The sequence below is a fragment of the Enterobacter sp. B79-1 genome (assembly GCF_057444735.1).
Map to the genome: position 1 here is coordinate 170,099 of NZ_JBYAZJ010000008.1, position 23,268 is coordinate 193,366.

At 56.8% G+C, this 23,268-nt stretch carries 25 protein-coding genes; 6 read left to right on the forward strand and 19 right to left on the reverse strand.

The annotated features are described in order from the left end of the window. The first annotated feature begins 26 nt into the window (after window positions 1-26). A complete protein-coding gene (sseA, locus tag AC2T6E_RS19560) occupies window positions 27-872 on the forward strand; it encodes a 3-mercaptopyruvate sulfurtransferase (RefSeq protein WP_486692935.1) in 846 nt (281 codons plus the stop codon). Then, the gene (locus AC2T6E_RS19565) at window positions 872-1,642 is read left to right on the forward strand and encodes a MurR/RpiR family transcriptional regulator (protein ID WP_174340913.1); all 771 of its coding nucleotides are present in this window, start codon (window positions 872-874) and stop codon (window positions 1,640-1,642) included. Before sseA ends, AC2T6E_RS19565 begins: the two co-directional genes overlap by 1 nt. 17 nt (window positions 1,643-1,659) lie before the next feature. Here the strand turns inward: AC2T6E_RS19565 and sseB are convergent, their stop codons facing one another. The 11 genes from sseB to trmJ form a co-directional block, all read right to left on the reverse strand. Next, a complete protein-coding gene (sseB, locus tag AC2T6E_RS19570) occupies window positions 1,660-2,436 on the reverse strand; it encodes an enhanced serine sensitivity protein SseB (RefSeq protein ID WP_174340914.1) in 777 nt (258 codons plus the stop codon). 142 nt (window positions 2,437-2,578) lie between these two features. Further along, a complete protein-coding gene (gene pepB, locus AC2T6E_RS19575; RefSeq protein ID WP_058685879.1) occupies window positions 2,579-3,865 on the reverse strand; it encodes an aminopeptidase PepB in 1,287 nt (428 codons plus the stop codon). A gap of 60 nt (window positions 3,866-3,925) precedes the next feature. Further along, window positions 3,926-4,126 (reverse strand): Fe-S cluster assembly protein IscX, encoded by a 201-nt coding sequence (gene iscX, locus AC2T6E_RS19580; protein ID WP_003860650.1) that lies wholly within the window; start codon window positions 4,124-4,126, stop codon window positions 3,926-3,928. Window position 4,127: 1 nt separating this feature from the next. Next, entirely contained in the window at window positions 4,128-4,463 is a 336-nt protein-coding gene (gene fdx, locus AC2T6E_RS19585) for an ISC system 2Fe-2S type ferredoxin (RefSeq protein WP_003860652.1), read from the reverse strand. A gap of 1 nt (window position 4,464) precedes the next feature. After that, window positions 4,465-6,315 carry a Fe-S protein assembly chaperone HscA gene (hscA, locus tag AC2T6E_RS19590; protein ID WP_348553013.1) on the reverse strand — a complete coding sequence of 617 codons (1,851 nt, stop codon included), beginning with the start codon at window positions 6,313-6,315 and terminating at the stop codon, window positions 4,465-4,467. Between the two features lie 14 nt (window positions 6,316-6,329). After that, entirely contained in the window at window positions 6,330-6,845 is a 516-nt protein-coding gene (gene hscB / locus AC2T6E_RS19595) for a co-chaperone HscB (protein ID WP_348553012.1), read from the reverse strand. Window positions 6,846-6,921: 76 nt separating this feature from the next. Beyond that, entirely contained in the window at window positions 6,922-7,245 is a 324-nt protein-coding gene (gene iscA / locus AC2T6E_RS19600; protein ID WP_003860659.1) for an iron-sulfur cluster assembly protein IscA, read from the reverse strand. 13 nt (window positions 7,246-7,258) lie between these two features. Next, complete coding sequence (gene iscU / locus AC2T6E_RS19605; RefSeq protein WP_003860661.1) at window positions 7,259-7,645, reverse strand: Fe-S cluster assembly scaffold IscU; 387 nt, start codon at window positions 7,643-7,645, stop codon at window positions 7,259-7,261. Window positions 7,646-7,669: 24 nt separating this feature from the next. Continuing rightward, the gene (gene iscS, locus AC2T6E_RS19610) at window positions 7,670-8,884 is read right to left on the reverse strand and encodes a cysteine desulfurase (protein WP_020883022.1); all 1,215 of its coding nucleotides are present in this window, start codon (window positions 8,882-8,884) and stop codon (window positions 7,670-7,672) included. Between the two features lie 117 nt (window positions 8,885-9,001). Then, complete coding sequence (gene iscR / locus AC2T6E_RS19615; RefSeq protein ID WP_089597799.1) at window positions 9,002-9,493, reverse strand: Fe-S cluster assembly transcriptional regulator IscR; 492 nt, start codon at window positions 9,491-9,493, stop codon at window positions 9,002-9,004. Between the two features lie 231 nt (window positions 9,494-9,724). Beyond that, the gene (gene trmJ, locus AC2T6E_RS19620) at window positions 9,725-10,453 is read right to left on the reverse strand and encodes a tRNA (cytosine(32)/uridine(32)-2'-O)-methyltransferase TrmJ (protein ID WP_010434012.1); all 729 of its coding nucleotides are present in this window, start codon (window positions 10,451-10,453) and stop codon (window positions 9,725-9,727) included. A gap of 131 nt (window positions 10,454-10,584) precedes the next feature. Here trmJ and suhB point away from each other — a divergent pair, with 131 nt between their 5' ends. After that, complete coding sequence (gene suhB / locus AC2T6E_RS19625; protein ID WP_010434013.1) at window positions 10,585-11,388, forward strand: inositol-1-monophosphatase; 804 nt, start codon at window positions 10,585-10,587, stop codon at window positions 11,386-11,388. A gap of 59 nt (window positions 11,389-11,447) precedes the next feature. Here the strand turns inward: suhB and AC2T6E_RS19630 are convergent, their stop codons facing one another. Continuing rightward, complete coding sequence (locus AC2T6E_RS19630; RefSeq protein WP_348553011.1) at window positions 11,448-12,428, reverse strand: nickel/cobalt transporter; 981 nt, start codon at window positions 12,426-12,428, stop codon at window positions 11,448-11,450. After that, entirely contained in the window at window positions 12,419-13,057 is a 639-nt protein-coding gene (locus AC2T6E_RS19635; protein WP_108416738.1) for a DUF1007 family protein, read from the reverse strand. The genes AC2T6E_RS19630 and AC2T6E_RS19635 overlap by 10 nt, the downstream gene beginning before the upstream one ends. Before the next feature lie 125 nt (window positions 13,058-13,182). On the opposite strand from AC2T6E_RS19635, the gene csiE reads away from it, so the two are divergent. Then, entirely contained in the window at window positions 13,183-14,460 is a 1,278-nt protein-coding gene (csiE, locus tag AC2T6E_RS19640) for a stationary phase inducible protein CsiE (protein ID WP_486692940.1), read from the forward strand. Here the strand turns inward: csiE and AC2T6E_RS19645 are convergent, their stop codons facing one another. Then, on the reverse strand, window positions 14,461-15,600 hold the full coding sequence (locus AC2T6E_RS19645) for a 3-phenylpropionate MFS transporter (protein WP_010434021.1): 1,140 nt from the start codon (window positions 15,598-15,600) through the stop codon (window positions 14,461-14,463). A gap of 172 nt (window positions 15,601-15,772) precedes the next feature. Here AC2T6E_RS19645 and AC2T6E_RS19650 point away from each other — a divergent pair, with 172 nt between their 5' ends. Then, on the forward strand, window positions 15,773-16,195 hold the full coding sequence (locus AC2T6E_RS19650; protein ID WP_464357573.1) for a DoxX family protein: 423 nt from the start codon (window positions 15,773-15,775) through the stop codon (window positions 16,193-16,195). A 53-nt stretch (window positions 16,196-16,248) separates the two neighbouring features. On the opposite strand, the gene glyA is transcribed toward AC2T6E_RS19650, so the two are convergent. Beyond that, entirely contained in the window at window positions 16,249-17,502 is a 1,254-nt protein-coding gene (glyA, locus tag AC2T6E_RS19655; protein WP_042714241.1) for a serine hydroxymethyltransferase, read from the reverse strand. Window positions 17,503-17,807: 305 nt separating this feature from the next. Here glyA and hmpA point away from each other — a divergent pair, with 305 nt between their 5' ends. Next, window positions 17,808-18,998: an NO-inducible flavohemoprotein gene (gene hmpA / locus AC2T6E_RS19660; protein ID WP_486692947.1), complete on the forward strand. Its 1,191-nt coding sequence runs from the start codon at window positions 17,808-17,810 to the stop codon at window positions 18,996-18,998. A gap of 81 nt (window positions 18,999-19,079) precedes the next feature. Here the strand turns inward: hmpA and glnB are convergent, their stop codons facing one another. The 4 genes from glnB to qseE all read right to left on the reverse strand — a co-directional run bounded on the left by glnB (window position 19,080) and on the right by qseE (window position 22,999). Continuing rightward, window positions 19,080-19,418 carry a nitrogen regulatory protein P-II gene (gene glnB, locus AC2T6E_RS19665; protein ID WP_486692949.1) on the reverse strand — a complete coding sequence of 113 codons (339 nt, stop codon included), beginning with the start codon at window positions 19,416-19,418 and terminating at the stop codon, window positions 19,080-19,082. Window positions 19,419-19,483: 65 nt separating this feature from the next. Then, window positions 19,484-20,821 carry a two-component system response regulator GlrR gene (gene glrR, locus AC2T6E_RS19670; protein ID WP_100165739.1) on the reverse strand — a complete coding sequence of 446 codons (1,338 nt, stop codon included), beginning with the start codon at window positions 20,819-20,821 and terminating at the stop codon, window positions 19,484-19,486. After that, window positions 20,818-21,570, reverse strand: a complete 753-nt coding sequence (qseG, locus tag AC2T6E_RS19675; RefSeq protein WP_108416743.1) for a two-component system QseEF-associated lipoprotein QseG — start codon at window positions 21,568-21,570, stop codon at window positions 20,818-20,820. Before qseG ends, glrR begins: the two co-directional genes overlap by 4 nt. A gap of 1 nt (window position 21,571) precedes the next feature. After that, on the reverse strand, window positions 21,572-22,999 hold the full coding sequence (gene qseE, locus AC2T6E_RS19680; protein WP_486692952.1) for a two component system sensor histidine kinase QseE/GlrK: 1,428 nt from the start codon (window positions 22,997-22,999) through the stop codon (window positions 21,572-21,574). Between the last annotated feature and the right edge of the window lie 269 nt (window positions 23,000-23,268).

Sequence of the window (23,268 nt, forward strand, 5' to 3'; positions counted from 1 at the left end):
TTTACGGAAAAGAACGGAGGCAACCTATGTCCACCTCATATTTCGTCGCTGCCGACTGGCTGATTGAGCACGGCGACGATCCGGAAGTCCAGATTATTGACGCACGTATGGCCCCGCCGGGGCAAGAGCATCGCGACGTGCCCGGTGAATACCGTGCCGGACATCTGCCTGGCGCGGTATTTTTTGATATCGAAGCCCTCTCCGACCACACCTCTCCCCTGCCGCACATGCTGCCGCGCCCGGAAGCATTTTCCGTGGCGATGCGCGAGCTGGGCGTCAGCAAAGACAAACACCTCGTTGTTTACGATGAGGGTAACCTCTTCTCCGCCCCGCGGGCGTGGTGGATGCTGAAAAACTTCGGCGTGGAAAAAGTGTCGATTCTGGCGGGCGGGCTTGCGGGCTGGAAGCGCGACGAGCTGCCGCTTCAGCAGGGCGACGTGACACTGCCGGAAGGCGAATTCGATGCCACGTTCGACGCGCACGTGGTGAAACGCCTGACCGACGTGCTGGTCGTGAGCCATGAAAAAACGGCGCAAATCGTCGATGCCCGTCCTGCTCCGCGCTTTAATGCCGAAGCGGATGAACCGCGTCCGGGGCTGAAGCGCGGACATATTCCGGGCGCGCTGAACGTGCCGTGGGGCGATCTGGTGTTTGAGAGCGAGCTGAAAACCACCGACGAGCTGCGCGCCATTTTTGACCGTGCAGGCGTGGATTTACATCGTCCGATTATTGCCAGCTGTGGCTCCGGCGTAACGGCCTGCGTAGTGATCCTGGCACTCGCCACGCTCGGCGCGAACGACGTCACGCTTTACGACGGTGCCTGGAGCGAATGGGGTGCGCGGGACGATCTGCCTGTCGAACCCGCGAAATAATGGATAACCGCCTGGCCACGCTGTTAACGCGCGGGGCATCGCTGACCCGCGCGGAGTATCGCGTCCTCGCCCACCTCACGGAGCATCCGCTGCTGGTGGGCAACATCACGGTGCGCGAGCTGGCGCAGGCGACGTTTGTTTCGACCGCCACCATCATGCGGCTGAGCCAAAAGCTGGGGTTCAGCGGCTTTAGCGAGTTTATCTGGCACTGCAAGCAGTTGCTTTCCGACACGCCGCATATTGCCGCCCAGGGGCAATCCCTTCCAGAACTCCCGGCGCTGTTTAATCAGTTTATCGCCAACTATCAGCACACCTTTCAGTGGGTCACCCACGACAAACGCCAGCAGTTTGCCGACCTGCTGCGCCAGAAAGAGAGCTTCTTTCTCTACGGCGCCGGGTTTTCCTATCTTTTTGCGGAGTATCTGACCAAGAAGCTGCAAGTTCTGGGCAAAACGGCGTTTATCTCCGGGCCGGGAGACAGCCGAAATATTTTTCTCAGCAATGCCGCACGCTATCAGGTTTTTATTGCCGTCTCGCGCAGCGGCGAAACGGAGCAGGTGCTGGATAAAGCGCGGATTGCCAAAAACGTCGGCATGACAATCGTTGCCTTTACCCGCGCCTCGGCCAATACGCTGGCGGGGATGGCGGACGTGCACTTTGCCCTCTATGACGAAGCGGTACACTACGCCGCCGAAGCCGCGGGGGTGACGTCGTTTGAGTCGAATCTGGTGCTGCTGATGGATTTACTGCTGCTGGAAGCAACGGGGTGACATTCACCCCGCTGTAATCAGATGATGCGGTTGGTTTTGAGATCGCGCAGGAAGCCGCCCCAGCGACGCTCGTAGAACGGCGTGATGTGCTCGGTAATAAAGTGGCTGATGCCCTTCTCACCGTTCTTCACCTGGCAGATATCGATCGGCTCATCGCCCGGCAGCGTGTCGGTCGCCACGCTTCCCGTCGCCTGAATGATATCCTCGATATCGCCGTCCGCCTCAATACCAATCAGCAGTACCGGATGCTCGTCCGCGCGCTCTTTAATAGAGCAGAGGAACGCGCGCCTGACGGGCTTGAGCGTTTTGAACAGCGTGGTCAGCGAATCGATCATCTGCGCGGGTGGTTCAGCCACTTCAGACAGCAGCAGCGTTTCGCCCCCTTCCAGCACTTCCTGAGTGCTGAGCGGGTTGCCCTCGTCACCCATCAGATGGCTGATTTCGCGCGGAGTAAACTCTTTCCCGGTCGGCAATTTAGCGTTGAGGAACAGCGTCTGCCCCAGCGTCATTTCAAACAACGTGCGCACCGGCATCACCACGAACGCCTGTTCTTCTTCTACCGCTTCCTGCAGGGCTTCCAGTGAGGTAAAGAACGGGATCACCGAGGTGCCGTCGTCTTTTTCCCAGTGCAGCAGATCCAGCGCGCTGTCTTCTACGACCTGCTCACCTTCCGCCGCGGTGCCCGGCACCCAGACGGTGGATTCCAGCAGCGTGCGGAAAAATGCCGGACGATGGGCGGGTTCGGTCGCCGCCTGCTCCAGCAGGGTTTCTAATTCGTTTTTGGTTTCGGACATAGTTTTGGCTACTTCAAAAAAACGCCGGGTGGCGCTTCGCTTACCCGGCCTACAAAACCGTAGGCCCGTGCAAGCGCAGCGCCGCCGGGCAATATGATGACTCCGAAGGCGCGCGTAAGCGCAGCGCCCCCGGCAAAAAAGATTACTCCGCCGTCAGCAGGTTCGCCACGGTACGCACGCCCAGACCGGTCGCGCCCGCGGACCACTGCTCAACTGCCGCTTTACGGTACGTTGCAGAACAGTCGATGTGCAGCCAGCCCTCGTGGTAGTTCTCAACAAAGTGAGACAGGAAGCCTGCTGCGGTGCTTGCACCCGCCGGGTACGCCGCGCTCGCGGTGTTGTTCAGCTCGGCAAAGTTGGACGGCAGCTGGCTGCGGTGGAACTCGGCCAGCGGCAGACGCCAGAACGGCTCGTTTTCCGCAGCAGCGCTTGCCAGCAGGCGGGCAGCGAGCTTGTCGTCAAAGCTGAACAGCGCATGGTAGTCGTTGCCCAGGGCGGTTTTTGCCGCACCGGTCAGGGTCGCCATGTCGATAATCAGCTCTGGCTTCTGCGCAGAAGCGTCGATCAGGCCATCGGCCAGCACCAGGCGGCCTTCGGCGTCGGTGTTCATCACCTCAACGTTTTTGCCGTTGCGGTAGCGAATGATGTCGCCCAGCTTGAAGGCGTTACCGCTGACCATGTTGTCCGCGCAGCACAGGTAGAGCTTCACGCGCTTGTTCAGACCGCGGGTAATCGCAAACGCCAGCGCGCCGGTGATGGTTGCCGCGCCGCCCATGTCGGACTTCATGGAGTCCATGAACGCGCTCTGCTTGAGGCTGTAGCCGCCGGTGTCGAAAGTAATGCCTTTCCCGACCAGGCAGGCAAAGACCGGCGCTTCTTTATCGCCGGTTGGGTTGTAATCCAGCGCCAGCAGGACCGGAGGACGCTCAGAACCACGGCCCACGGTGTGGATGCCCATGTAGTTCTGCTCGCGCAGATCTTCACCTTTGGTGATGCGGTAGGACATTTTCTCGCCCGCCACGCCGCACAGCAGGTCAACCGCACGCTGCGCCAGCTGCTCAGGGCCTAACTCTTCCGCCGGGGCGTTGATGGTGTCGCGCACCCAGTCGATGATTTGCAGGCGGCTTTCCAGCTCTTTCTGACCGGCTTCATCAAGGTTAGCCCACTCGATTTTACGGGTGCCTTTCGGGCCTTTGTAGCCTGCCCAGAATGCCCAACTGCGGTCGGTGTCCCAGCCTTCGCCTTCCAGAGAGACGTGTTTAATCCCCAGGCCGTCAATTTTACGCGCGGCGCGCTGGATTAGGCCCAAGTCATCGTTGCCCGTCAGGTGCAGGGTAATGCCGTCGTTGTTAATGCTGTAGGTGGCTTTCTCGCCCCAGCGCGCATCGGCTGGCTGCGTAGAGAGCGTAATCTTCATCGCTTCGGTCATTTTATTTTTCCTTATTAGCAACTAGCAAACGGGCCGCCTGAAGGCAGCCCGTTATGTTTTTTATTCTGCTTCATCTAACCAGACTAACAGAATCGCCTCCAGAATTTTTTCATTGGATGCGTTTGGATCATCGTCGAAATCCTCTAAATCGCAGATCCACTGGTGCATGTCGGTGAATCGTACGGTCTTCGGATCGAGATCCGGGTTCGCGTCGTAGAGCGCTTCGCCGATTTCACGGCTGTCTGTCCACTTCAGTCCCATATCAATGCTCGCGTGCGTGGTTGATGGTGTAGCGTGGGAATTCCACGACCAGATCTTCATCGGTCACCGCGGCCTGGCAGCTCAGGCGGCTGTCTGGCTCCAGACCCCATGCTTTATCCAGCATGTCGTCTTCGTCTTCGGTGCTCTCGGCGAGAGAGTCGAAACCTTCACGCACGATGCAGTGGCAGGTGGTGCAGGCACAGGATTTTTCACAGGCGTGTTCCACTTCGATACCTGCACGCAGGGCAACATCGAGAATGGTTTCACCGGTCTTCGCTTCCAGAACAGCGCCATCCGGACAAAGGTCCGCATGAGGCAAAATTACAATCTTTGGCATATTAAACCTCGTCCACGGACTGGCCTTTCAGCGCGACGCGGACAGATTTGTCCATGCGGCGAGCAGCAAAGTCCTGGGTTTGTTTATCAACGTTTTTAATGGCTTCTTCTATTGCGTCAGCGTCATTGCCTTCGGCCACTGCGCTCAAGCGCGCGGCAGCATCGTCAATCACCTGACGCTCAGCGGCGCTTAACAGCGCGGCATCGGCAGCGAGCGCGCCGTTAAGGCTTTCCAGCACGCGTGCGGCTTCAACTTTTTGTTCAGCCAGCATACGCGCCTTCACATCCTGCTCGGCGTAGCTCATTGAGTCCTGAATCATGGAGGCGATTTCGCCATCGGTCAGGCCGTAGGACGGCTTCACCTGGATGGACGATTCCACGCCGGTGGATTTTTCCATCGCCGTGACGCTCAGCAGGCCGTCCGCATCCACCTGGAAGGTGACGCGAATATGCGCCCCGCCCGCAGGCAGCGCCGGGATGCCGCGCAGCGCAAAGCGCGCCAGTGAACGGCAGTCCTGCACCAGCTCGCGTTCGCCCTGCATCACGTGGATGGACATCGCGGTCTGGCCGTCTTTGAAAGTGGTGAACTCCTGCGCGCGCGCCACCGGAATGGTGGTGTTACGCGGGATCACTTTCTCCACCAGGCCACCCATGGTTTCTAACCCCAGCGACAGCGGGATGACGTCCAGCAGCAGCATTTCGCTGTCCGGCTTGTTGCCGACCAGAATATCGGCCTGGATAGCGGCGCCCACGGCGACCACTTTGTCCGGGTCGATGGAGGTCAGCGGCGTGCGGCCAAAGAATTCTCCCACGCGCTCGCGCACCAGCGGCACGCGGGTCGAACCGCCCACCATGACGACTTCCAGCACCTCGTTCGCCTCAACGCCTGCATCCTTCAATGCGCGACGGCAGGCCAGCAGGGTGCGTTTCACCAGCGGGGCAATCAGATCGCTGAACTGGTCGCGGGTGATGTCACCCTGCCAGCCCGCAACGTTTACGGTAACCGTGTGCGCATCGCTCAGGGCGATTTTGGCATCGATGGCCGCATCCAGCAGTTCACGCTGCACGCGCGTATCGCTGCGATCGCTGATGCCTGCCTGCTCGCGGATGTAATCAGCCAGCAGATGGTCGAAGTCATCGCCGCCCAGCGCGGAATCCCCGCCGGTCGCCAGCACTTCAAACACCCCGCGGCTTAAGCGCAGGATCGAGATATCAAAGGTACCGCCGCCGAGATCGTAAACCGCAATGACCCCTTCCTGACCGGAGTCGAGGCCGTAGGCAATCGCCGCCGCCGTCGGTTCGTTCAGCAGTCGCAGCACGTGCAGGCCCGCCAGACGCGCGGCGTCTTTGGTGCCCTGACGCTGTGCGTCGTCAAAATAGGCCGGAACGGTGATGACTACGCCGTCCAGATCGCCGCCGAGCGTTGCGGTCGCACGCGCCGCCAGCGCTTTGAGGATGTCAGCGGACACGCGGATTGGGTTCAGCAGACCGGCCGCGGTGGCAATCATCGGCAGGCCGTTTTCACTGGCCTGCAGCTGGTAAGGGAGATGCGGATAGCGGGTCTGGATATCGGCCAGCGAGCGGCCCATCATGCGCTTGACGGAGCTGATGGTGTTGGCCGGATCGCGCGAGGCGTTGGCGCGGGCGTCATAGCCCACCGCGTGACCCTGCTGCTGGTAGTGGACCACGGAAGGCAGCAGATGGCGGCCCTGCTCATCAGCCAGCGTTTCCGCCTGGCCGCTGCGCACGGTCGCCACGAGGGAATTGGTGGTGCCCAGATCGATACCCACCGCCAGACGACGCTGGTGCGGTGCGGCACTTAAGCCAGGCTCACTAATTTGTAATAAGGCCATAATTGCTTCCGAAATTAAAAATCGAGCAGCTTTTCTTCGAGTTGTTCAGCACTGCTTCGCAGTTTATCGAGAAAACGGAGTTTGCGCACAGTGTCTGCCGCCACGTCCCAGGTCTCGTTGTTCAGTTGCTCCACCATCTGCTGATGGCGGGTATCGAACATGCCCTTCACGCGCTTGATGAAGCTTTCCAGACGCGCTTCGTCTTTGGCCTGTTCAATCTCATCCAGTTCTTCGCGAAGCTCCAGCTGTTCCATCAGAAACGCGGTGTCGCGCACGGTATGCTGTTCGCTCGCCAGGTCGAAACCGTGCAGTGAAAGCAGGTACTCGGCACGGCTCAGCGGATGGCGCAGCGTCTGCCAGGCCTGGTTGATGGTCGCAGATTGGGAGACCGCAGCCAATTGCTCTGACTGAGTACCGCTCGCGAATTTATCCGGGTGATACTGACGCTGCAGATCCTGAAAATGGATCGTCAGTGCCTGCAGATCAATCGGATATTGAGCGGGTAGTCCGAAGAGAGTGAAGTAATCCATAACAATCTCAGGGGTAGCCTGTTAGAACAAACCCCACACACAGAGATACTGCGGTGGGGTTTCGGATGACGCGCGGTTAAACGTGGAAGCTTTCGCCGCAACCACACTCGTCTTTGACGTTCGGGTTCGTAAATTTGAACCCTTCGTTCAGGCCTTCTTTGACGAAGTCCAGCTGAGTGCCGTTGAGGAATTGCAGGCTTTTGCCATCGACCACCACCTTCACGCCCTTGTCTTCAAACACGGTGTCGTCAGACGCCGGTTCATCAACAAACTCCAGTACGTAAGCCATACCAGAACAGCCGGAGGTACGTACGCCCAGTCGCAGGCCAAAGCCTTTACCACGGTTCGCCAGAAAAGAGCTTACTCGCGCGGCAGCGCTGTCGCTAAGGGTAATCGACATACTCAAACCTCAATTATTTTGCTTCACGTTTGCTTTTATAGTCCGCAATCGCGGCTTTGATCGCGTCTTCTGCCAGAATTGAACAGTGAATTTTCACCGGTGGCAGTTCGAGTTCTTCAGCAATATCGGTGTTCTTGATTGCCTGTGCTTCGTCCAGAGACTTGCCCTTCACCCATTCGGTCACCAGGGAGCTGGACGCGATAGCAGAACCGCAGCCGTAGGTCTTGAAGCGCGCGTCTTCAATGATACCTTCATTGTTGACTTTAATCTGCAACTTCATCACGTCGCCACACGCCGGTGCGCCAACCATACCGCTACCGACAGATTCGTCGCTGTTGTCAAATGAGCCAACGTTGCGCGGGTTCTCGTAATGATCGATGACTTTTTCGCTGTATGCCATGATTGAATTCTCCTTATGTACCGATTAGTGATGTGACCATTCAATGCTGTTCAGATCCACGCCCTGCTTGAACATTTCCCACAGTGGAGAAAGGTCGCGCAGACGGCCGATGGAGTTGCGAACCAGCTTGATGGTGTAGTCAATCTCTTCTTCGGTAGTGAAACGACCTAAAGAGAAACGGATAGAGCTGTGTGCCAGCTCGTCAGTCATGCCCAGCGCGCGCAGCACGTAGGATGGCTCAAGGCTTGCAGACGTACAGGCAGAACCGGAAGAAACGGCCAGGTCTTTCAGCGCCATGATCAGCGATTCGCCTTCAACATAGTTGAAGCTGACGTTGAGGATGTTCGGTGCGCCCTGCTCTAGATCGCCGTTCAGATACACTTCTTCCATATCCTTCACGCCGTCCCACAGACGGTTACGCAGCGTGCGCAGGCGCGCCATCTCGGTTTCCATCTCTTCTTTCGCGATGCGGTACGCTTCGCCCATGCCCACGATCTGGTGAACAGGCAGCGTACCGGAACGCATGCCGCGCTCGTGACCGCCGCCGTGCATCTGTGCTTCGATGCGGATACGTGGCTTACGACGAACGTACAGCGCGCCAATCCCTTTCGGGCCATAGATTTTGTGACCGGAGAAGGACATCAGGTCGACTTTCAGCTGGCTCAGGTCGATAGGCAGTTTGCCCACGCTCTGGGTCGCGTCCACGTGGTAGATGATACCGCGCGCGCGGCACATTTCACCGATGGTCGCGATGTCCTGAACGACGCCGATTTCGTTGTTAACGTGCATGATGGAAACCAGAATGGTGTCATCACGCATGGCCGCTTCGAGCTCTTTCAGGTCGATGATCCCGTTGCTCTGCGGCGCCAGGTAAGTCACGTCGAACCCTTCACGCTCCAGCTGACGGCAGGTGTCCAGCACGGCTTTGTGTTCGGTTTTGCTGGTGATGATGTGCTTGCCTTTTTTCTGATAAAAGTTGGCTGCACCTTTGATCGCCAGGTTGTCGGATTCGGTCGCACCGGAGGTGAAAACAATTTCACGCGGGTCGGCACCGACCAGGTCAGCAATCTGATTACGGGCGATATCGACCGCCTCTTCAGCATGCCAGCCAAAACGGTGTGAACGGGAAGCTGGGTTACCAAAGTTTCCGTCCAGGGTCAGACACTGCATCATTTTCTCGGCAACACGCGGGTCCACCGGCGTGGTTGCGGAGTAGTCGAGATAAATCGGTAATTTCATTGCTCTTTAAACTCCGTACATCGCTTCAATGCAAGGAATCAGGCAACCGGCTGGATGTACGACCGAGTACACGGGGCGTGACCGCCCCGGCCTGATTCTGAAATACTTATCTTTTTATTACGCGCGCAGTTTGACGTCGATAGCGTCTTGCGCGCGGGTGCTGCGTTGTGACTCATGGCTTTGCTGACGACCCGATACGTCCAGAACTTCCTGGTTATTCACCAGTTCACCCAAGGTGATGTTGTTCAGGAAGCCGGTCAGACGGTCGCTCAAATCGCGCCACAGCGCGTGGGTCAGGCACTTATCGCCGCCCTGGCAGCCGCCTTTACCCTGGCAACGGGTCGCGTCAACGGATTCGTCAACGGCGCTGATCACTTCGCCAACTGCAATACTGCCCGCGTCTTTACCCAGCAGATAGCCGCCGCCTGGGCCACGAACGCTGGAAACCAGTCCATTTTTACGCAGTCTGGAGAACAGCTGTTCCAGATAAGAGAGGGAGATCCCCTGTCGTTCAGAAATATCAGCCAACGGAACCGGGCCCGCTTCGGAGTTGAGCGCAACGTCCAGCATCGCGGTCACGGCATAACGCCCTTTAGATGTCAGTCTCATGTCTTACTTAACCTCAAACTCGCCCCTGCCCGGGGTTTTTTATTGTAAAATGGGGGTATTGCATAGCAGGGCCAAGTCTGACATTCCTGACTAAAATGGTCAACTATTTACTTGACTGTTTTAGTCAGGTATTTAACCTTCCGTGCCGTTTTTGTCGGATGGCGCTGCGCTTACCCGACCTACGGTTTAGTAGGCCGGGTAAGCGAAGCGCCACCCGGCGAACAGACAACGCTATTCTTTATTCTTCTGCTCAATCGACGCCAGGATCCCGCGCAGGATGTTCAGCTCCTGGCTTTCCGGACGCGCGCGGGTGAACATACGGCGCAGCTTGTTCATCACCTGTCCCGGGTGGCCTTCGCGGATAAAGCCGGTTGAGAGCAGCGTCTGCTCCAGGTGACCGTAGAAGCGCTCAAGGTCGTCCACCAGCGGGTAGGCGCTCTCTTCCTGAGGCTCAGTACGCTCTTTTTCCTGCGTTGCCAGCCACGCCATACGCACTTCATAGGCGATCACCTGCACCGCCATCGCCAGGTTCAGCGAGCTGTATTCCGGGTTGGCGGCAATCGCTACGTGATAGTGGCACTTCTGCAGCTCGTCGTTGGTCAGGCCAACGCGCTCACGGCCAAACACCAGCGCAACCGGGGCCTGTTCCGCTTCTGAGACACTTTTCAGGCCGCATTCGCGCGGGTCCAGCATCGGCCACGGCAGCGTGCGGGAGCGCGCGCTTGTGCCGACAACGAGGCTACAACCGGCCAGGGCTTCATCAAGGGTATCGACGATCTGGGCGTTGCCGATCACGTCGCTGGCACCGGCCGCCAGGGCGATGGCCTGCGAGTCTGGTTTTACCAGCGGGTTAACCAGCCACAGGTTCGTTAAGCCCATGGTTTTCATAGCGCGGGCAACGGAGCCCATGTTGCCGGTGTGCGATGTTTCGACCAGCACGATTCGAATGTTTTGCAGCATAATTTTAGATGTCTGGATTCTGTGTCTGAAGAATATTCGGGCATATTATCATAAACGGGAGACATAATCCGATCCCGCTGCTATACTCTGCGCCGATTTTCCTGTTCTTTAACATCCAGTGAGAGAGACCGATGCATCCGATGCTGACCATCGCCGTGCGCGCAGCGCGCAAGGCGGGTAATGTAATTGCCAAACACTACGAAACTCCAGACTCCGTAGAAACCAGCCAGAAAGGCAGCAATGATTTCGTGACTAACGTCGATAAAGCCGCAGAAGCGATTATTATCGAAACGATCCGCAAATCTTACCCACAGCACACCATCATCACCGAAGAAAGCGGTGAACATGAAGGTACCGATCAGGATGTTCAATGGGTTATCGATCCACTGGATGGCACCACCAACTTCGTCAAACGCCTGCCACACTTCTCTGTGTCTATCGCAGTACGCATTAAAGGTCGTACTGAAGTCGCCGTTGTTTACGATCCAATGCGTAACGAACTGTTCACCGCTACCCGCGGTCAGGGCGCTCAGCTGAACGGCTACCGCCTGCGCTGCAGCAATGCACGCGATCTGGACGGCACCATTCTGGCGACCGGTTTCCCGTTCAAGGCGAAACAGCACGCGACGACCTATATGAATATCTTGGGCAAACTGTTCACCGAATGCGCAGATTTCCGTCGCACCGGTTCTGCAGCGCTGGATCTGGCCTACGTTGCGACCGGCCGCGTTGACGGTTACTTCGAGCTGTCACTGAAGCCGTGGGACTTTGCGGCGGGCGAGCTGATCGCACGTGAAGCAGGCGCGATTGTTTGCGATTTCACCGGCGGCCACAACTACATGACCACCGGCAACATCGTTGCAGGTAACCCACGCGTTGTTAAAGCCATGCTGGCAAACATGCGTGAAGAACTGAGCGATGCGCTAAAGCGTTAATCCAGTTTGTTAAGCCCGGTGGCGCTACGCTTACCGGGCTTACAAAATCCCTCAGTACGCTAGAAAGGCCGCAATCCCCTCCCCACCGGCACCGCACTCATCCACATCGTCACCGCCGCCACCAGCAGAACCACCCCGCCCGCCAGCGCAAGCGTCGTCCACCCTACCTGTCGCCACAGCACCGGCGTTTTATTGCCGCTGAGTTTAACCGCCAGCTGACGGAAGCCGTGTACCAGCAGCGCTAAAGACGAAATGGTGAGAGACGTTCCTGCCGCCATCGCCAGCGCGGACAACATTCCCCAGCCAAACACGCCGATTACCTTACTGAACAGCAGCACCATGATCGCCCCCGAGCACGGGCGCATACCCATCGAGAGAATAATCATCAGCCGCGCGCGCCAGTCGTCGCCGTTCTGTAATTGTTCCTGCGTGGGCAGATGCTGATGCCCGCATCCGCAGTTTTCATCATGAACGTGGTGCGGCGTAAAGGTCTTGAATTTCGGCTTTTGCAGCAGCACGCGCAGCTTTTTGAGCGCCCGCCAGCAGAGGATCAGCCCCAGCACGCCCACCAGCGCATAGCTTCCTTTTTCAAGCCAGAAGCTGCTCATGTGCAGCTGACGGGCAGGCAGCTGTAAGAGTGAAAGGACTATCACGACGAGCGCAATCGCCACGCCGCCCTGCAGCAGCGAGGAGACCAGCGTCAGGCCAATGCTCGATCTCAACTTCGAGGGATGAGTAGCAAGCCAGGTGGTGATGACGATTTTGCCGTGCCCCGGCCCCAGCGCGTGCAGAACACCATAGATAAAGCTAAACGCCAGCAGGGAACCGCCCGCTTTTGTCGGGTTCTCCGCCACCGCCTTCAGCAGCCCGCTCATCTGTTGATTGACTTCACGCTGCCAGATGATGCTTTTCATCATCACCTGTGGCCAGGCCTGCCACAGCCAGAGCGAACCGCAAACGGCGAGCAGGAGAAAAAGCGCCAGCGGCCAGAGATGAAGCCAGCGGCGCGGTTTTTGGTGCGAAGAGGAGATCACTGACATTGTAACGTCACCTCCTGCGCAAACTGTTTACCCAGCTCCATGTCCTCCGGCGGCGCATCTTCTTTGTCGAGAGAGACCGCAAAGTTCAGCGTCTCTTCGCTGGGCTTAGGCGTGTGGACGGTCAGCTTGCATTTCTTTTGTAGCGATGCCGGAAGCTGCACGTCGCTGTCCTCGGCGTAGCTCATATCGACATAGTAGGTGGGGTCAAAGGTGGAGAAACGATACTTTTGCCCTGCCAGCGGCTGAGGGTGTGCCAGCGGGAGAATAAATGTCAGCACCGCCTGATGCCCGTCTCGCGTCATACCGTATTCCGTGGGCCGGTTAAGAAATTTGACCTTTTGTCCGTTATGCCAGAACTCGGTGAAATAGTGCTGACCGAGCACGTTGGCCATCACTTCTGCCGCCAGCTTTTTCCAGATCTCATCGCCAGGCTTTGCGTTTCCCGCATCATAGAGCAGATCCGCCGAGGTGATTTCATCCATCGTCCAGCGCATTTTCAGGCCGCTGAGCTGCGTGCCGTCCGTCACAAGCTCGGTTTTCAGGCTGATAAAACTGTGAGGATGTGCGCTGACGGCAAAGGTGATAACCGCCAAAAATAACGCCATCGCGCTTTGTTTAACTATTTGCATCAATTCCTCACGTCAAAAATTCTGTGATGTTCCCCAGCAATCCTGAATGAAAGGCCTGCCGGCGCGCTTTTCAGCGCCCATCCTTTAGCTATTCTTATCAAACATTCACACTGGATACCCGACAGATGATGACGACGCTTGAAATTCCATCTGTGCTTTCCAGTTCGCAGCGCCGCTGCCAGGTGCTTTTGATGCTTTACCTGCCCGATGCTGCCGTCACCGCACAGAGCATAATCGCTGCCAATGGCGTGGACGACGCAATGGCACGGCAAGATATAGCCGAGACGCGCGATGAAATCCAGCGCTATCATCGGCTTGATATCGTCACGCACCTCGACGGCAGCTACCGAATTGAAGGTTCGGTCCTGAATCAGCGTTTATGCCTGCTGCACTGGCTGCGCAGGGCACTTCGGCTTTGCCCGCAGTTCGTCTCTCAACAGTTTACTCCCGCGCTTAAAACCGCACTTAAACAGCAGGGCATCGCTCGTCCACTCTATGATGACACCAACCTGCGCGCATTGATCAACTTCTGTTCGCGAAAGCTTCAGCGTCCGTTTGACTGCCGCGACGTACAGTTTTTACAGCTGTTTTTGCAATACTGTCTGATCCAGCATCATCTGGGCAATACGCCGCAGTTTTCCCACGTTCAGCGCAGCTGGACGCAATCGAGAGGGGAATATTTCACCGCGCAGGAAATCGTGCGCCACTGGAAACGGCGCGTTCCGCAGGGAACGCACAGCGATGAACAGCTGTTCCTCGCGCTGCTGTTTATGATGCTGCGCACCCCCGATCCGGTGCTTGACAGACATCAGCAGGATCAACGCCTGCGCCGCACCATAGTGCGGATGATCGCGCGCTTTCGGGCCCAAACCGGGATGAATTTTAGCGATGAACAGGGGCTGACCGATCAGCTTTATATCCATCTTGCTCAGGCGTTAGATCGCTCACTGTTTGAAATCGGCATCGATAACAGCCTGCCGGAAGAGATTCATCGGCTTTATCCGCGGCTGTTACGCACCACCAAAGAGGCGCTGTTTGAGCTGGAAGCGGAGTTCGGGCTGCGTTTCTCCGATGAAGAGATGAGCCTGGTGGCGGTGATTTTTGGTGCCTGGCTGATGCAGGAGACCGATCTGCATGAAAAACAGGTGGTGTTACTGACCGGGGAAGATAAAGCATGTGAAGCGTTGATTGAGCAGCAGCTGCGCGAGCTGACGCTGTTGCCGCTCAATATTCGTTATCTGACCCTGCACGCGTTTCAGAAGGGAGGTGCGCCCCGTGAAGCTGCGCTGGTGATCACCCCTTACCCAACCGCCCTGCCGTTGTTCTCGCCGCCGCTGATCCATGCCGTTGAGACATTGAACGCGCAGCAGCAAGAACATATTCGCGCGATGCTGGAATCCTAGTTACGCGCGTGCCGTCACTTTGGGGCGAACGAGCATTGCAGGTAGTGCAACGAGCGCCATCACCCAGAATACGCCGTGCCCAAGGTGCTGATACAGGAAGCCAGCAAAGACCGTCATCACGGCTATGCTGCCGCCCATTGCCACCGCAGAGTAGACCGCCTGCAGTCGAATCACATCCCCACCCTCACGCGCAGAGATGTAGCGCATCGCCGCCAGGTGGCACACGGTAAAGGTACCGCAGTGCAGAATTTGCGCCAGAATCAGCCACGGGAGTTCGGTCGTCCAGCCCATAATCCCCCAGCGTGCCACGCCGCACACGGCAGAAAGCAGCAGCAAATCGCGCGCGCCGAAGCGACGGAACAGTTTTTTACTGAGCGCAAAGATGATCACTTCCGCCACGACGCCGAGCGACCACAGGTAGCCTACCGCAGAAGCAGAGTAGCCCGCCCCCTGCCAGTAGATGGCGCTGAACCCATAGTACGCCGCATGCGCCCCCTGAAGCAGGCAAACGCACGCCAGAAAACGCCAGCTTTGTGCCACCAGGCTCCGCCAGGCCGGCCAGCCTGCGCTCTCCTGGTGACGGCTTTCGCCCTGCGGCATTACCGACGGACGCAACAACATCCCCAGCAGCATGGAGGCAATACCCACGCTCAGTAACGCAAGGATGGCGTGATAGTCGTACAGGCTGACCAGCTTACCCACCAGCGCCGAGCCGATCACGAACGCAATCGATCCCCAGAGACGCACGCGGCCATAGTCCATGGTGATCTGCTTTTGCCAGGTGTTCGCCAGGGCATCCGTCAGCGGCACCAGCGGTGAGAAGAACAGGTTAAAGCCAACCATGACCACCATCAGCCAGGCAAACTGCTGACTCACCCAGAAGCAGGCGACAAAGACCAGCGTGAGCAGCGCAAGTATGCGCACGGCCTTGATCAGTAAGGAGGGATCGCTGACGCGCGGCGCAATCAGCAGACTGCCCAGGAAACGCGCCACCAGTCCTGCGCCAAGCAGAACGCCGATGGACTCAGGGGTGAGGCCGATTCCCTTGAGCCAGACGCTCCAGAAAGGCAGAAAAATACCGTAGCTAAAGAAGTAGGTGAAATAGCTGAGCGCCAGCCAGCGCGTGGAATGCAAGACCATGAATCCCTCCCGAAATGGAGGCGATAGTCTGGCGTTTATCCTGCACTTTAGCAAGTCGTTAGCGCGCTATAAATTAACGATAAATTAACATCATGGACAGCCGGTCGGCGTATGGCGAGAGCGGCAAAATTGTATTACGTTTAAAGAACATCGCCTGAAGAGGTCGTTTGCCATGAACAGCTTACGTTATTTCGATTTCGGCTCCTCACGTTCTTTCCTGCTTTTGATTGCCCGTATTGCTATCGTTGTCCTGTTTATTATTTTTGGCTATCCCAAACTCACGGGGTTTAGCGGCACCGTTCAGTATATGACGTCGCTCGGCGCCCCCATGCCTATGCTTGCCGCGATTATTGCGGTGGTGATGGAGGTCCCCGCGGCAATTCTGATCGTGCTGGGCTTTTTCACCCGCCCCATCGCGGTGCTCTTTGTCTTTTATACGCTGGGAACGGCGGTGATAGGCCACCATTACTGGGATATGGCCGGTGATGCGGTTGTGCCGAACATGATTAACTTCTATAAGAATGTGAGTATTGCTGGTGCGTTTATTTTGCTGGCGATTGTGGGACCGGGGGCCATATCTCTCGACCGACGTTAGCCCATAAAAAAGGCCGCAAGCGCGGCCTTTTTTATTTCTGCAAAGCAGAGGGATTATGCGTATACCGGGAAGCGTGCGCAGATATCCAGAACTTTACCTTTAACGCGCTCGATAACCGCTTCGTCATTGATGTTGTCCAGAACGTCACACATCCAGCCCGCCAGCTCTTTCACTTCCGCTTCTTTGAAGCCGCGGCGAGTCACTGCCGGAGAACCGATACGGATACCGGAGGTCACGAACGGGCTCTTCGGATCGTTTGGCACGCTGTTTTTGTTCACGGTGATGTTGGCGCGGCCCAGGGCGGCGTCAGCTTCTTTACCGGTCAGGTTCTTATCAACCAGATCCAGCAGGAACAGGTGGTTTTCAGTACCGCCAGACACCACTTTGTAGCCACGGCTCAGGAACACTTCCACCATCGCTTTAGCGTTCTTAGCAACCTGCTGCTGGTAAACCTTGAACTCTGGCTCCATCGCTTCTTTCAACGCTACCGCTTTTGCGGCGATAACGTGCATCAGCGGGCCGCCCTGCGCGCTTGGGAACACGGCAGAGTTCAGTTTCTTATACAGATCTTCGTCACCGCCTTTCGCCAGGATCAGGCCACCGCGTGGACCCGCCAGGGTTTTGTGGGTGGTGGTGGTCACAACGTGAGCGTGTGGAACCGGGTTCGGGTAAACGCCTGCCGCGATCAGACCCGCAACGTGCGCCATATCCACGAACAGGTAAGCACCGATGCTGTCTGCGATTTCACGCATTTTTGCCCAGTCAACGATACCGGAGTAAGCAGAGAAGCCACCGATGATCATCTTCGGTTTGTGCTCTTTGGCCTGCTTAGCCATGTCTTCGTAGTCAATTTTACCGGACTCATCAATACCGTAAGGGATGATGTTGTACAGTTTGCCGGAGAAGTTAACCGGGGAGCCGTGAGTCAGGTGGCCGCCCTGCGCCAGGTTCATACCCAGAACGGTATCGCCCGGCTGCAGCAGCGCGGTGTAGACCGCGAAGTTAGCCTGAGAGCCTGAGTGCGGCTGCACGTTCGCGTAGTCTGCGCCAAAGAGTTCTTTCGCACGGTCAATCGCCAGTTGCTCAACGATATCAACGTACTCGCAACCGCCGTAGTAGCGCTTGCCCGGATAACCTTCAGCGTATTTGTTGGTCAGCTGAGAACCCTGCGCCTGCATCACGCGCGGGCTGGTGTAGTTTTCGGAGGCGATCAGTTCGATGTGCTCTTCCTGACGTACTTTTTCCTGCTCCATAGCCTGCCACAGTTCGGCATCATAATCGGCAATGTTCATTTCACGCTTTAACATCCGCATCTCCTGACTCAGCTAACAAGTAAATTTTGGCCTGAAAAGGCAGTCCCGTTGGACGACGGGCAACAGTATAACTGAATAGTTCTGCGATAACAGGTCTTGACAAACGATTTTACGCAAACGTTTACCTCCACGCCGCGCAAGGGTTTGAGGAATAAAGCTCTCATCATTTTCAACGGATTTCTTTTCAGGTTTGTGATGCATATTTTTCATCTTGCAAAGAACCATTTACAACGCAGGGTTATTTTTTATAAGATGCATTTAAAATACATCATTAAATATAACATCAGAAGGACGCGCTCATGCTCGACGCTCAAACCATCGCTACCGTTAAGTCCACCATTCCCCTGCTAGTGGAAACCGGCCCTAAACTCACCGCGCATTTCTACGATCGCATGTTTTCGCACAACCCGGAGCTCAAAGAAATTTTCAACATGAGCAACCAGCGCAATGGCGACCAGCGTGAAGCGTTGTTTAACGCCATCGCAGCCTACGCCAGCAATATCGAAAACCTTGCGGCACTGCTGCCTGCGGTAGAAAAGATTGCGCAGAAACATACCAGCTTCCAGATCCAGCCTGAGCAGTACAACATCGTGGGCGGCCACCTGCTGGCCACGCTGGACGAAATGTTCAGCCCGGGCCAGGAAGTGCTGGACGCGTGGGGTAAAGCCTACGGTGTGCTGGCAAACGTATTTATCAACCGTGAAGCGCAAATCTACCGCGAAAACGCCAGCAAGAACGGCGGCTGGGAAGGCACGCGCCCGTTCCGCATCGTCGAGAAAACCCCACGCAGTGCATTGATTACCAGCTTTGAATTTGAGCCGGTGGACGGTAAACCTGTGGCCGAATATCAACCGGGCCAGTATCTGGGCGTGTGGCTGAAGCCTGAAAGCTTCCCGCATCAGGAAATTCGCCAGTATTCCCTCACCCGCAAGCCAAACGGCAAAGGCTACCGCATTGCGGTGAAACGCGAAGATGGCGGTCAGGTCTCAACCTGGCTGCACAACGAAGCCAGCGTGGGCGATGTAGTTCATCTGGCCGCGCCGGCGGGTGATTTCTTTATGGCCGTTGACGGCAATACGCCAGTGACGCTGATCTCTGCGGGTGTCGGTCAAACGCCAATGCTGGCGATGCTCGATACGCTGGCAAAGGCAAACCACGACGCGCAGGTAAACTGGTTCCACGCCGCAGAGAACGGCGACGTTCACGCCTTTGCGGATGAAGTGAAAACGCTCGGGGCGTCCCTGCCGCGCTTCACCGCGCACACCTGGTATCGCCTGCCAACGGACGCAGACCGCCAGGCCTCACGCTTCGACAGCGAAGGTCTGATGAATTTAAGCCAGCATGAAGGGGCGTTTAGCGCACCGGACATGCAGTTTTACGTCTGTGGGCCGGTGGCGTTTATGCAGTATGCTGCGAAGCAGCTGGTTGAGCTGGGCGTGAACAAAGACAACATTCATTACGAATGTTTCGGGCCGCATAAGGTGCTGTAATGAAAAAGCCCCTCGTTCGAGGGGCTTTTTTTCGCCGGGTGGCGGCTGCGCCTTACCCGGCCTACAAAACCGTTGGCGCTGTTAAATCGCAGCGTCGTCTTCTTCACCGGTACGGATACGGATCACGCGCACCACGTCAAAGACGAAGATTTTCCCGTCGCCAATTTTGCCCGTCTGCGCGGTACGAATGATGGTATCCACGCAGGTATCGACGATATCGTCGCTGACCACGATTTCAATTTTCACTTTCGGCAGAAAGTCGACCATGTACTCCGCGCCACGGTAAAGCTCGGTGTGGCCCTTCTGACGACCAAAACCTTTCACTTCCGTTACTGTCATCCCGGTGATGCCAACTTCCGCCAGCGCTTCACGTACATCATCCAGTTTGAAAGGTTTAATAATCGCATCAATCTTTTTCATGGTGGGTCCTTAAACTCATGCCTGTAAGCTGCCTCGTAATCGATTGCTCACAGTACCATACGGCATTACTCTTTAAAATCGTTTGCTTCCAGCTCGTGGCGCGACAGCAGCTTGTAGAACTCGGTGCGGTTGCGTCCGGCCATGCGCGCCGCGTGGGTCACGTTACCCTTCGTAATCTGCAGCAGTTTGCGCAGGTAGTTCAGTTCGAACTGGTTACGCGCTTCGGCAAAGGTCGGCAACGCCGTATTTTCCCCTTCCAGCGCCTGCTCCACCAGCGCGTCGCTGATAACGGGCGACGACGTCAGCGCCACGCACTGCTCAATCACGTTGACCAACTGGCGCACGTTGCCAGGCCACCCGGCGGTCATTAGCCTTTTCATTGCATCCGTGGAAAACGCGCGCACGAAGGGTTTATGGCGATCCGCGGACTGGCGCAGCAGATGGTTTGCCAGCAGTGGGATATCTTCCGCACGCTCGGCCAGCGCAGGAATTTTCAGGTTCACCACGTTCAGGCGGTAGTAGAGATCTTCACGAAACTCATTGCGCGCCATCACTTTTGGCAGATCCCGGTGGGTGGCGGAAATAATACGCACGTTGATGTCGATATCGCGGTTGCTGCCGAGCGGACGCACCTTTCTCTCCTGCAACACGCGCAGCAGTTTCACCTGCAACGGCGCAGGCATATCGCCAATCTCGTCGAGGAACAGCGTGCCGCCTTCCGCCGCCTGGAACAACCCTTCCCGGCTGCTCACCGCGCCGGTGAAGGCGCCGCGCGCGTGACCAAAGAGTTCAGACTCGAGCAGTTGCTCCGGAAGCGCACCGCAGTTAATGGCGATAAAGGCATTTTTAGCGCGCGGGCTGGCGTTGTGGATCGCCTGCGCCAGGATCTCTTTCCCGGTACCGCTCTGGCCGTTGATCAAAACGCTGACGTCAGATTGCGCCACCATTCGCGCCTGCTCAAGCAGACGCAGCATGACAGGGCTTCGCGTCACGATGGACTCGCGCCAGGCATCATCACCAGAAGGCGCGGCATGCTCCAGCGCGCTGTCGATGGCTTTATAAAGCGCGTCTTTGTCCACCGGTTTAGTGAGGAAGCTGAACACCCCTTGCTGAGTTGCCGCGACCGCATCCGGGATCGAGCCGTGGGCGGTCAAGATGATAACCGGCATGCCGGGCTGCTGCTTTTGAATCTCTGCAAAAAGCTGCAGGCCATCCATTTCGTCCATCCGCAGATCGCTGATCACCAGATCAATTTTCTCGCGGCTGAGCACTTTCAGCCCCTCCTGCCCGCTTTCCGCCGTCACAACGCTGTAGCCTTCACTGACCAGGCGCATTCCCAGCAGCTTTAACAGCCCAGGATCGTCATCGACCAGTAAGAGATGGGCAGGTTTACGGCTTGTCATGGCTTCACATCCTCTTCTTTCTGCGCGTCACCGTCCGGCGACGCGGCAGAATTTCCTTTCGACGAATCCGGCAAATAGCTGCCTGCGGGTTTACGCGTCGACAGTTGCCTTTCAATATCGGTCAGATTTTCAAGCTTGCGCGTGGTGGTCTCAAGCTGGGTGCGCAGATAATTCTGCTGCTGGCGAAGCGTATCAAGCTCGCCGTCCGTTGACTGCTGTAATTTGCTGTAGCGGGAACGCTCTTCAGACAGCTGAAGCTGTAATGCCTGGCCGTCCCGCCAGAGTTGATATATCGGCCGCACCTGCGCAGGAATGTTGGCGCTGAACGCGTCCAGACGCGTGATATTCGTGCGGCGCTCCACGGGCGTGATTTTGGCATCGCCAAGCAGAATGGCACGTTTAAAGGTCGCCTGCCATGCGTTGTCGCCCCACATCGTGGCTTGCGCCCGTGCCTCTACGGGTTCCAGACGCTGCGCACAATCGATGCCACGCAGCCAAAACAGCGGGTTGGTATCAACTTCATGTCCTGATAAGTGCCAGATGCCCTCGCAGGGGGTGGTCAGGAAATCCGCCAGCTGATTTTCAGGCCATTTTTCTTCCGGCTTTTCACTGATTGCGCTCTTCGGGGCATGGGTCACACACCCTGCCAGCAGTAAACACGGCAGACTTAGACGTACGGTATTGCGGGAAAACATCGCGCGTGCGGCGCGGAAAAAAACGTGTGACATACTCACCAGACTTAGATTCATTTTATTGATTTTCCGGCTTAAGAGGCAGTTCGATACGAAAGCACACATCCGACCGTTCATCACTGACGATATTCAGTTCGCCGTGCATGCGTCGTATGCCGTCGCGGGCAATACTGAGCCCCAGACCACTTCCTTTTACCGCACCTTTTCGCTGATGACTGCCCTGGAAAAAGGGTTCAAAAATCATCGTTTTTTCTTCATCCGGAATCGGGGTGCCCGTATTCGCTACATCGATAAACACCCGGGAACCCGCCCTGTAGCTTCGGATATAAATGTTACCGGATTCAGTACCATAGTGCACCGCATTGGAATAAAGATTATCCAGAACACTCATAAACAGCATGGGCTCTGCAAGACAAGCGGGCTCGCTAAGATCGACCTGGGTATGCATCATTTTAGCTCTTGCTGGCAGGCTATGGGCGGAGATCACCATATCCACTATCGGTGCAATCTCCACATTTTCCAGTACCACTGCCCCGTCCGCCAGCTTACGGTTGTAGTCCAGCAGTTGCTCAATCAGCTTTTGCAGATTCCGGCTGCTGTCATCGAGGATCTCGACAATCTCTTTTTGCTCAGAGGTCAGCGGGCCAGCCACTTCGTCCGCCAGCAGCTCGGTGCCTTCTCGTATGCTGGCGAGAGGCGTTTTGAGTTCGTGGGAAATGTGACGGAGGAACTGATGACGCTGCGTTTCCAGCCACGCCAGACGTTCGGAAAGCCAGATGATCCGCTGACCCACTGAACGCAGCTCGCGCGGCCCGGTGAAAACAACCGTATCCCCGAGAGACTTCCCCTCACCCAGACGGTTAATCATCCGCTGTATGCCCTTCACCGGACCGATAATCATGCGGGTGAACAGCAGAACCAGAGCAAGACTGACCAGGAACAGGACCAGCGCCTGCCAGCCGAAGAATTGACCGCGCTCGGCGATTTCCTGCTGCAGCTGCTGCCCGCGAGAGAAGATCACCGTGCGTGTAGACTGGACCATTTCCGTATTGGCATTAGCAAAAGCTTCCAGCCGCGCGGCGGCGGCGGCATCCGGGCCGCTATTTTTACACTGTAGCTGAGCCAGATCGTTCAGGTCCTGACGTAATGCCTGGTAGAGTTTGTCGTCCGGCAGCACGCCCGCGTGGGCATCCAGCATTTCGCTGTAGCGTTTACGTTGATTCTGGTAAACCCGCTCCAGGGTGCGATCGTCCAGCACGCAATACTGGCGATAGCTTCGCTCCATCTCCAGCGCGGCGTTAGTCATTGCTTCGCTTCGCCTTGCATCAATTAGCGTCGTGCGATTCGTCAATGCCGCCTGCGCGCTTAGCGCATTGAGACTTTGCCAGGCCTGCCACGCCAGTATCAGTAAAGGGAGCAGGATCAGCAGGAATGCCATCATGACGAGCTGTCGCAGGGAGCGAGGGAAAACAGACCAGCGTTTCAACGCATTACTCTCTTAATGGGGGTTTACGCAGAGCGTAACTGAGTCTGCCCTTCAGATACAACAAAGCCGGGTAAAAACCCGGCTTTGTTGTGGAATGAGGCGGTGCCTAACTCGACGTTTCGCCCTGTCCTGATAAAGCATCGCTATGATCAGTAGTTGGACGGCAGGCACCTTTTTGTGCGTCATTCTAAGTTTATGTAGCGCGTCCCGAAGGGGCTGACATAAGAAGGTGAATGAGCCACTGATTAATATTATGCAACAGCCGTGCC

Bases quoted from the DNA above. Each gene is read 5' to 3' on its own strand.
- sseA (WP_486692935.1), top strand. From the start codon at position 27: ATGTCCACCTCATATTTCGTCGCTGCCGACTGGCTGATTGAGCACGGC.
- AC2T6E_RS19565 (WP_174340913.1), top strand. From the start codon at position 872: ATGGATAACCGCCTGGCCACGCTGTTAACGCGCGGGGCATCGCTGACC.
- sseB (WP_174340914.1), bottom strand. From the start codon at position 2,436: ATGTCCGAAACCAAAAACGAATTAGAAACCCTGCTGGAGCAGGCGGCG.
- pepB (WP_058685879.1), bottom strand. From the start codon at position 3,865: ATGACCGAAGCGATGAAGATTACGCTCTCTACGCAGCCAGCCGATGCG.
- iscX (WP_003860650.1), bottom strand. From the start codon at position 4,126: ATGGGACTGAAGTGGACAGACAGCCGTGAAATCGGCGAAGCGCTCTAC.
- fdx (WP_003860652.1), bottom strand. From the start codon at position 4,463: ATGCCAAAGATTGTAATTTTGCCTCATGCGGACCTTTGTCCGGATGGC.
- hscA (WP_348553013.1), bottom strand. From the start codon at position 6,315: ATGGCCTTATTACAAATTAGTGAGCCTGGCTTAAGTGCCGCACCGCAC.
- hscB (WP_348553012.1), bottom strand. From the start codon at position 6,845: ATGGATTACTTCACTCTCTTCGGACTACCCGCTCAATATCCGATTGAT.
- iscA (WP_003860659.1), bottom strand. From the start codon at position 7,245: ATGTCGATTACCCTTAGCGACAGCGCTGCCGCGCGAGTAAGCTCTTTT.
- iscU (WP_003860661.1), bottom strand. From the start codon at position 7,645: ATGGCATACAGCGAAAAAGTCATCGATCATTACGAGAACCCGCGCAAC.
- iscS (WP_020883022.1), bottom strand. From the start codon at position 8,884: ATGAAATTACCGATTTATCTCGACTACTCCGCAACCACGCCGGTGGAC.
- iscR (WP_089597799.1), bottom strand. From the start codon at position 9,493: ATGAGACTGACATCTAAAGGGCGTTATGCCGTGACCGCGATGCTGGAC.
- trmJ (WP_010434012.1), bottom strand. From the start codon at position 10,453: ATGCTGCAAAACATTCGAATCGTGCTGGTCGAAACATCGCACACCGGC.
- suhB (WP_010434013.1), top strand. From the start codon at position 10,585: ATGCATCCGATGCTGACCATCGCCGTGCGCGCAGCGCGCAAGGCGGGT.
- AC2T6E_RS19630 (WP_348553011.1), bottom strand. From the start codon at position 12,428: ATGTCAGTGATCTCCTCTTCGCACCAAAAACCGCGCCGCTGGCTTCAT.
- AC2T6E_RS19635 (WP_108416738.1), bottom strand. From the start codon at position 13,057: ATGCAAATAGTTAAACAAAGCGCGATGGCGTTATTTTTGGCGGTTATC.
- csiE (WP_486692940.1), top strand. From the start codon at position 13,183: ATGATGACGACGCTTGAAATTCCATCTGTGCTTTCCAGTTCGCAGCGC.
- AC2T6E_RS19645 (WP_010434021.1), bottom strand. From the start codon at position 15,600: ATGGTCTTGCATTCCACGCGCTGGCTGGCGCTCAGCTATTTCACCTAC.
- AC2T6E_RS19650 (WP_464357573.1), top strand. From the start codon at position 15,773: ATGAACAGCTTACGTTATTTCGATTTCGGCTCCTCACGTTCTTTCCTG.
- glyA (WP_042714241.1), bottom strand. From the start codon at position 17,502: ATGTTAAAGCGTGAAATGAACATTGCCGATTATGATGCCGAACTGTGG.
- hmpA (WP_486692947.1), top strand. From the start codon at position 17,808: ATGCTCGACGCTCAAACCATCGCTACCGTTAAGTCCACCATTCCCCTG.
- glnB (WP_486692949.1), bottom strand. From the start codon at position 19,418: ATGAAAAAGATTGATGCGATTATTAAACCTTTCAAACTGGATGATGTA.
- glrR (WP_100165739.1), bottom strand. From the start codon at position 20,821: ATGACAAGCCGTAAACCTGCCCATCTCTTACTGGTCGATGACGATCCT.
- qseG (WP_108416743.1), bottom strand. From the start codon at position 21,570: ATGAATCTAAGTCTGGTGAGTATGTCACACGTTTTTTTCCGCGCCGCA.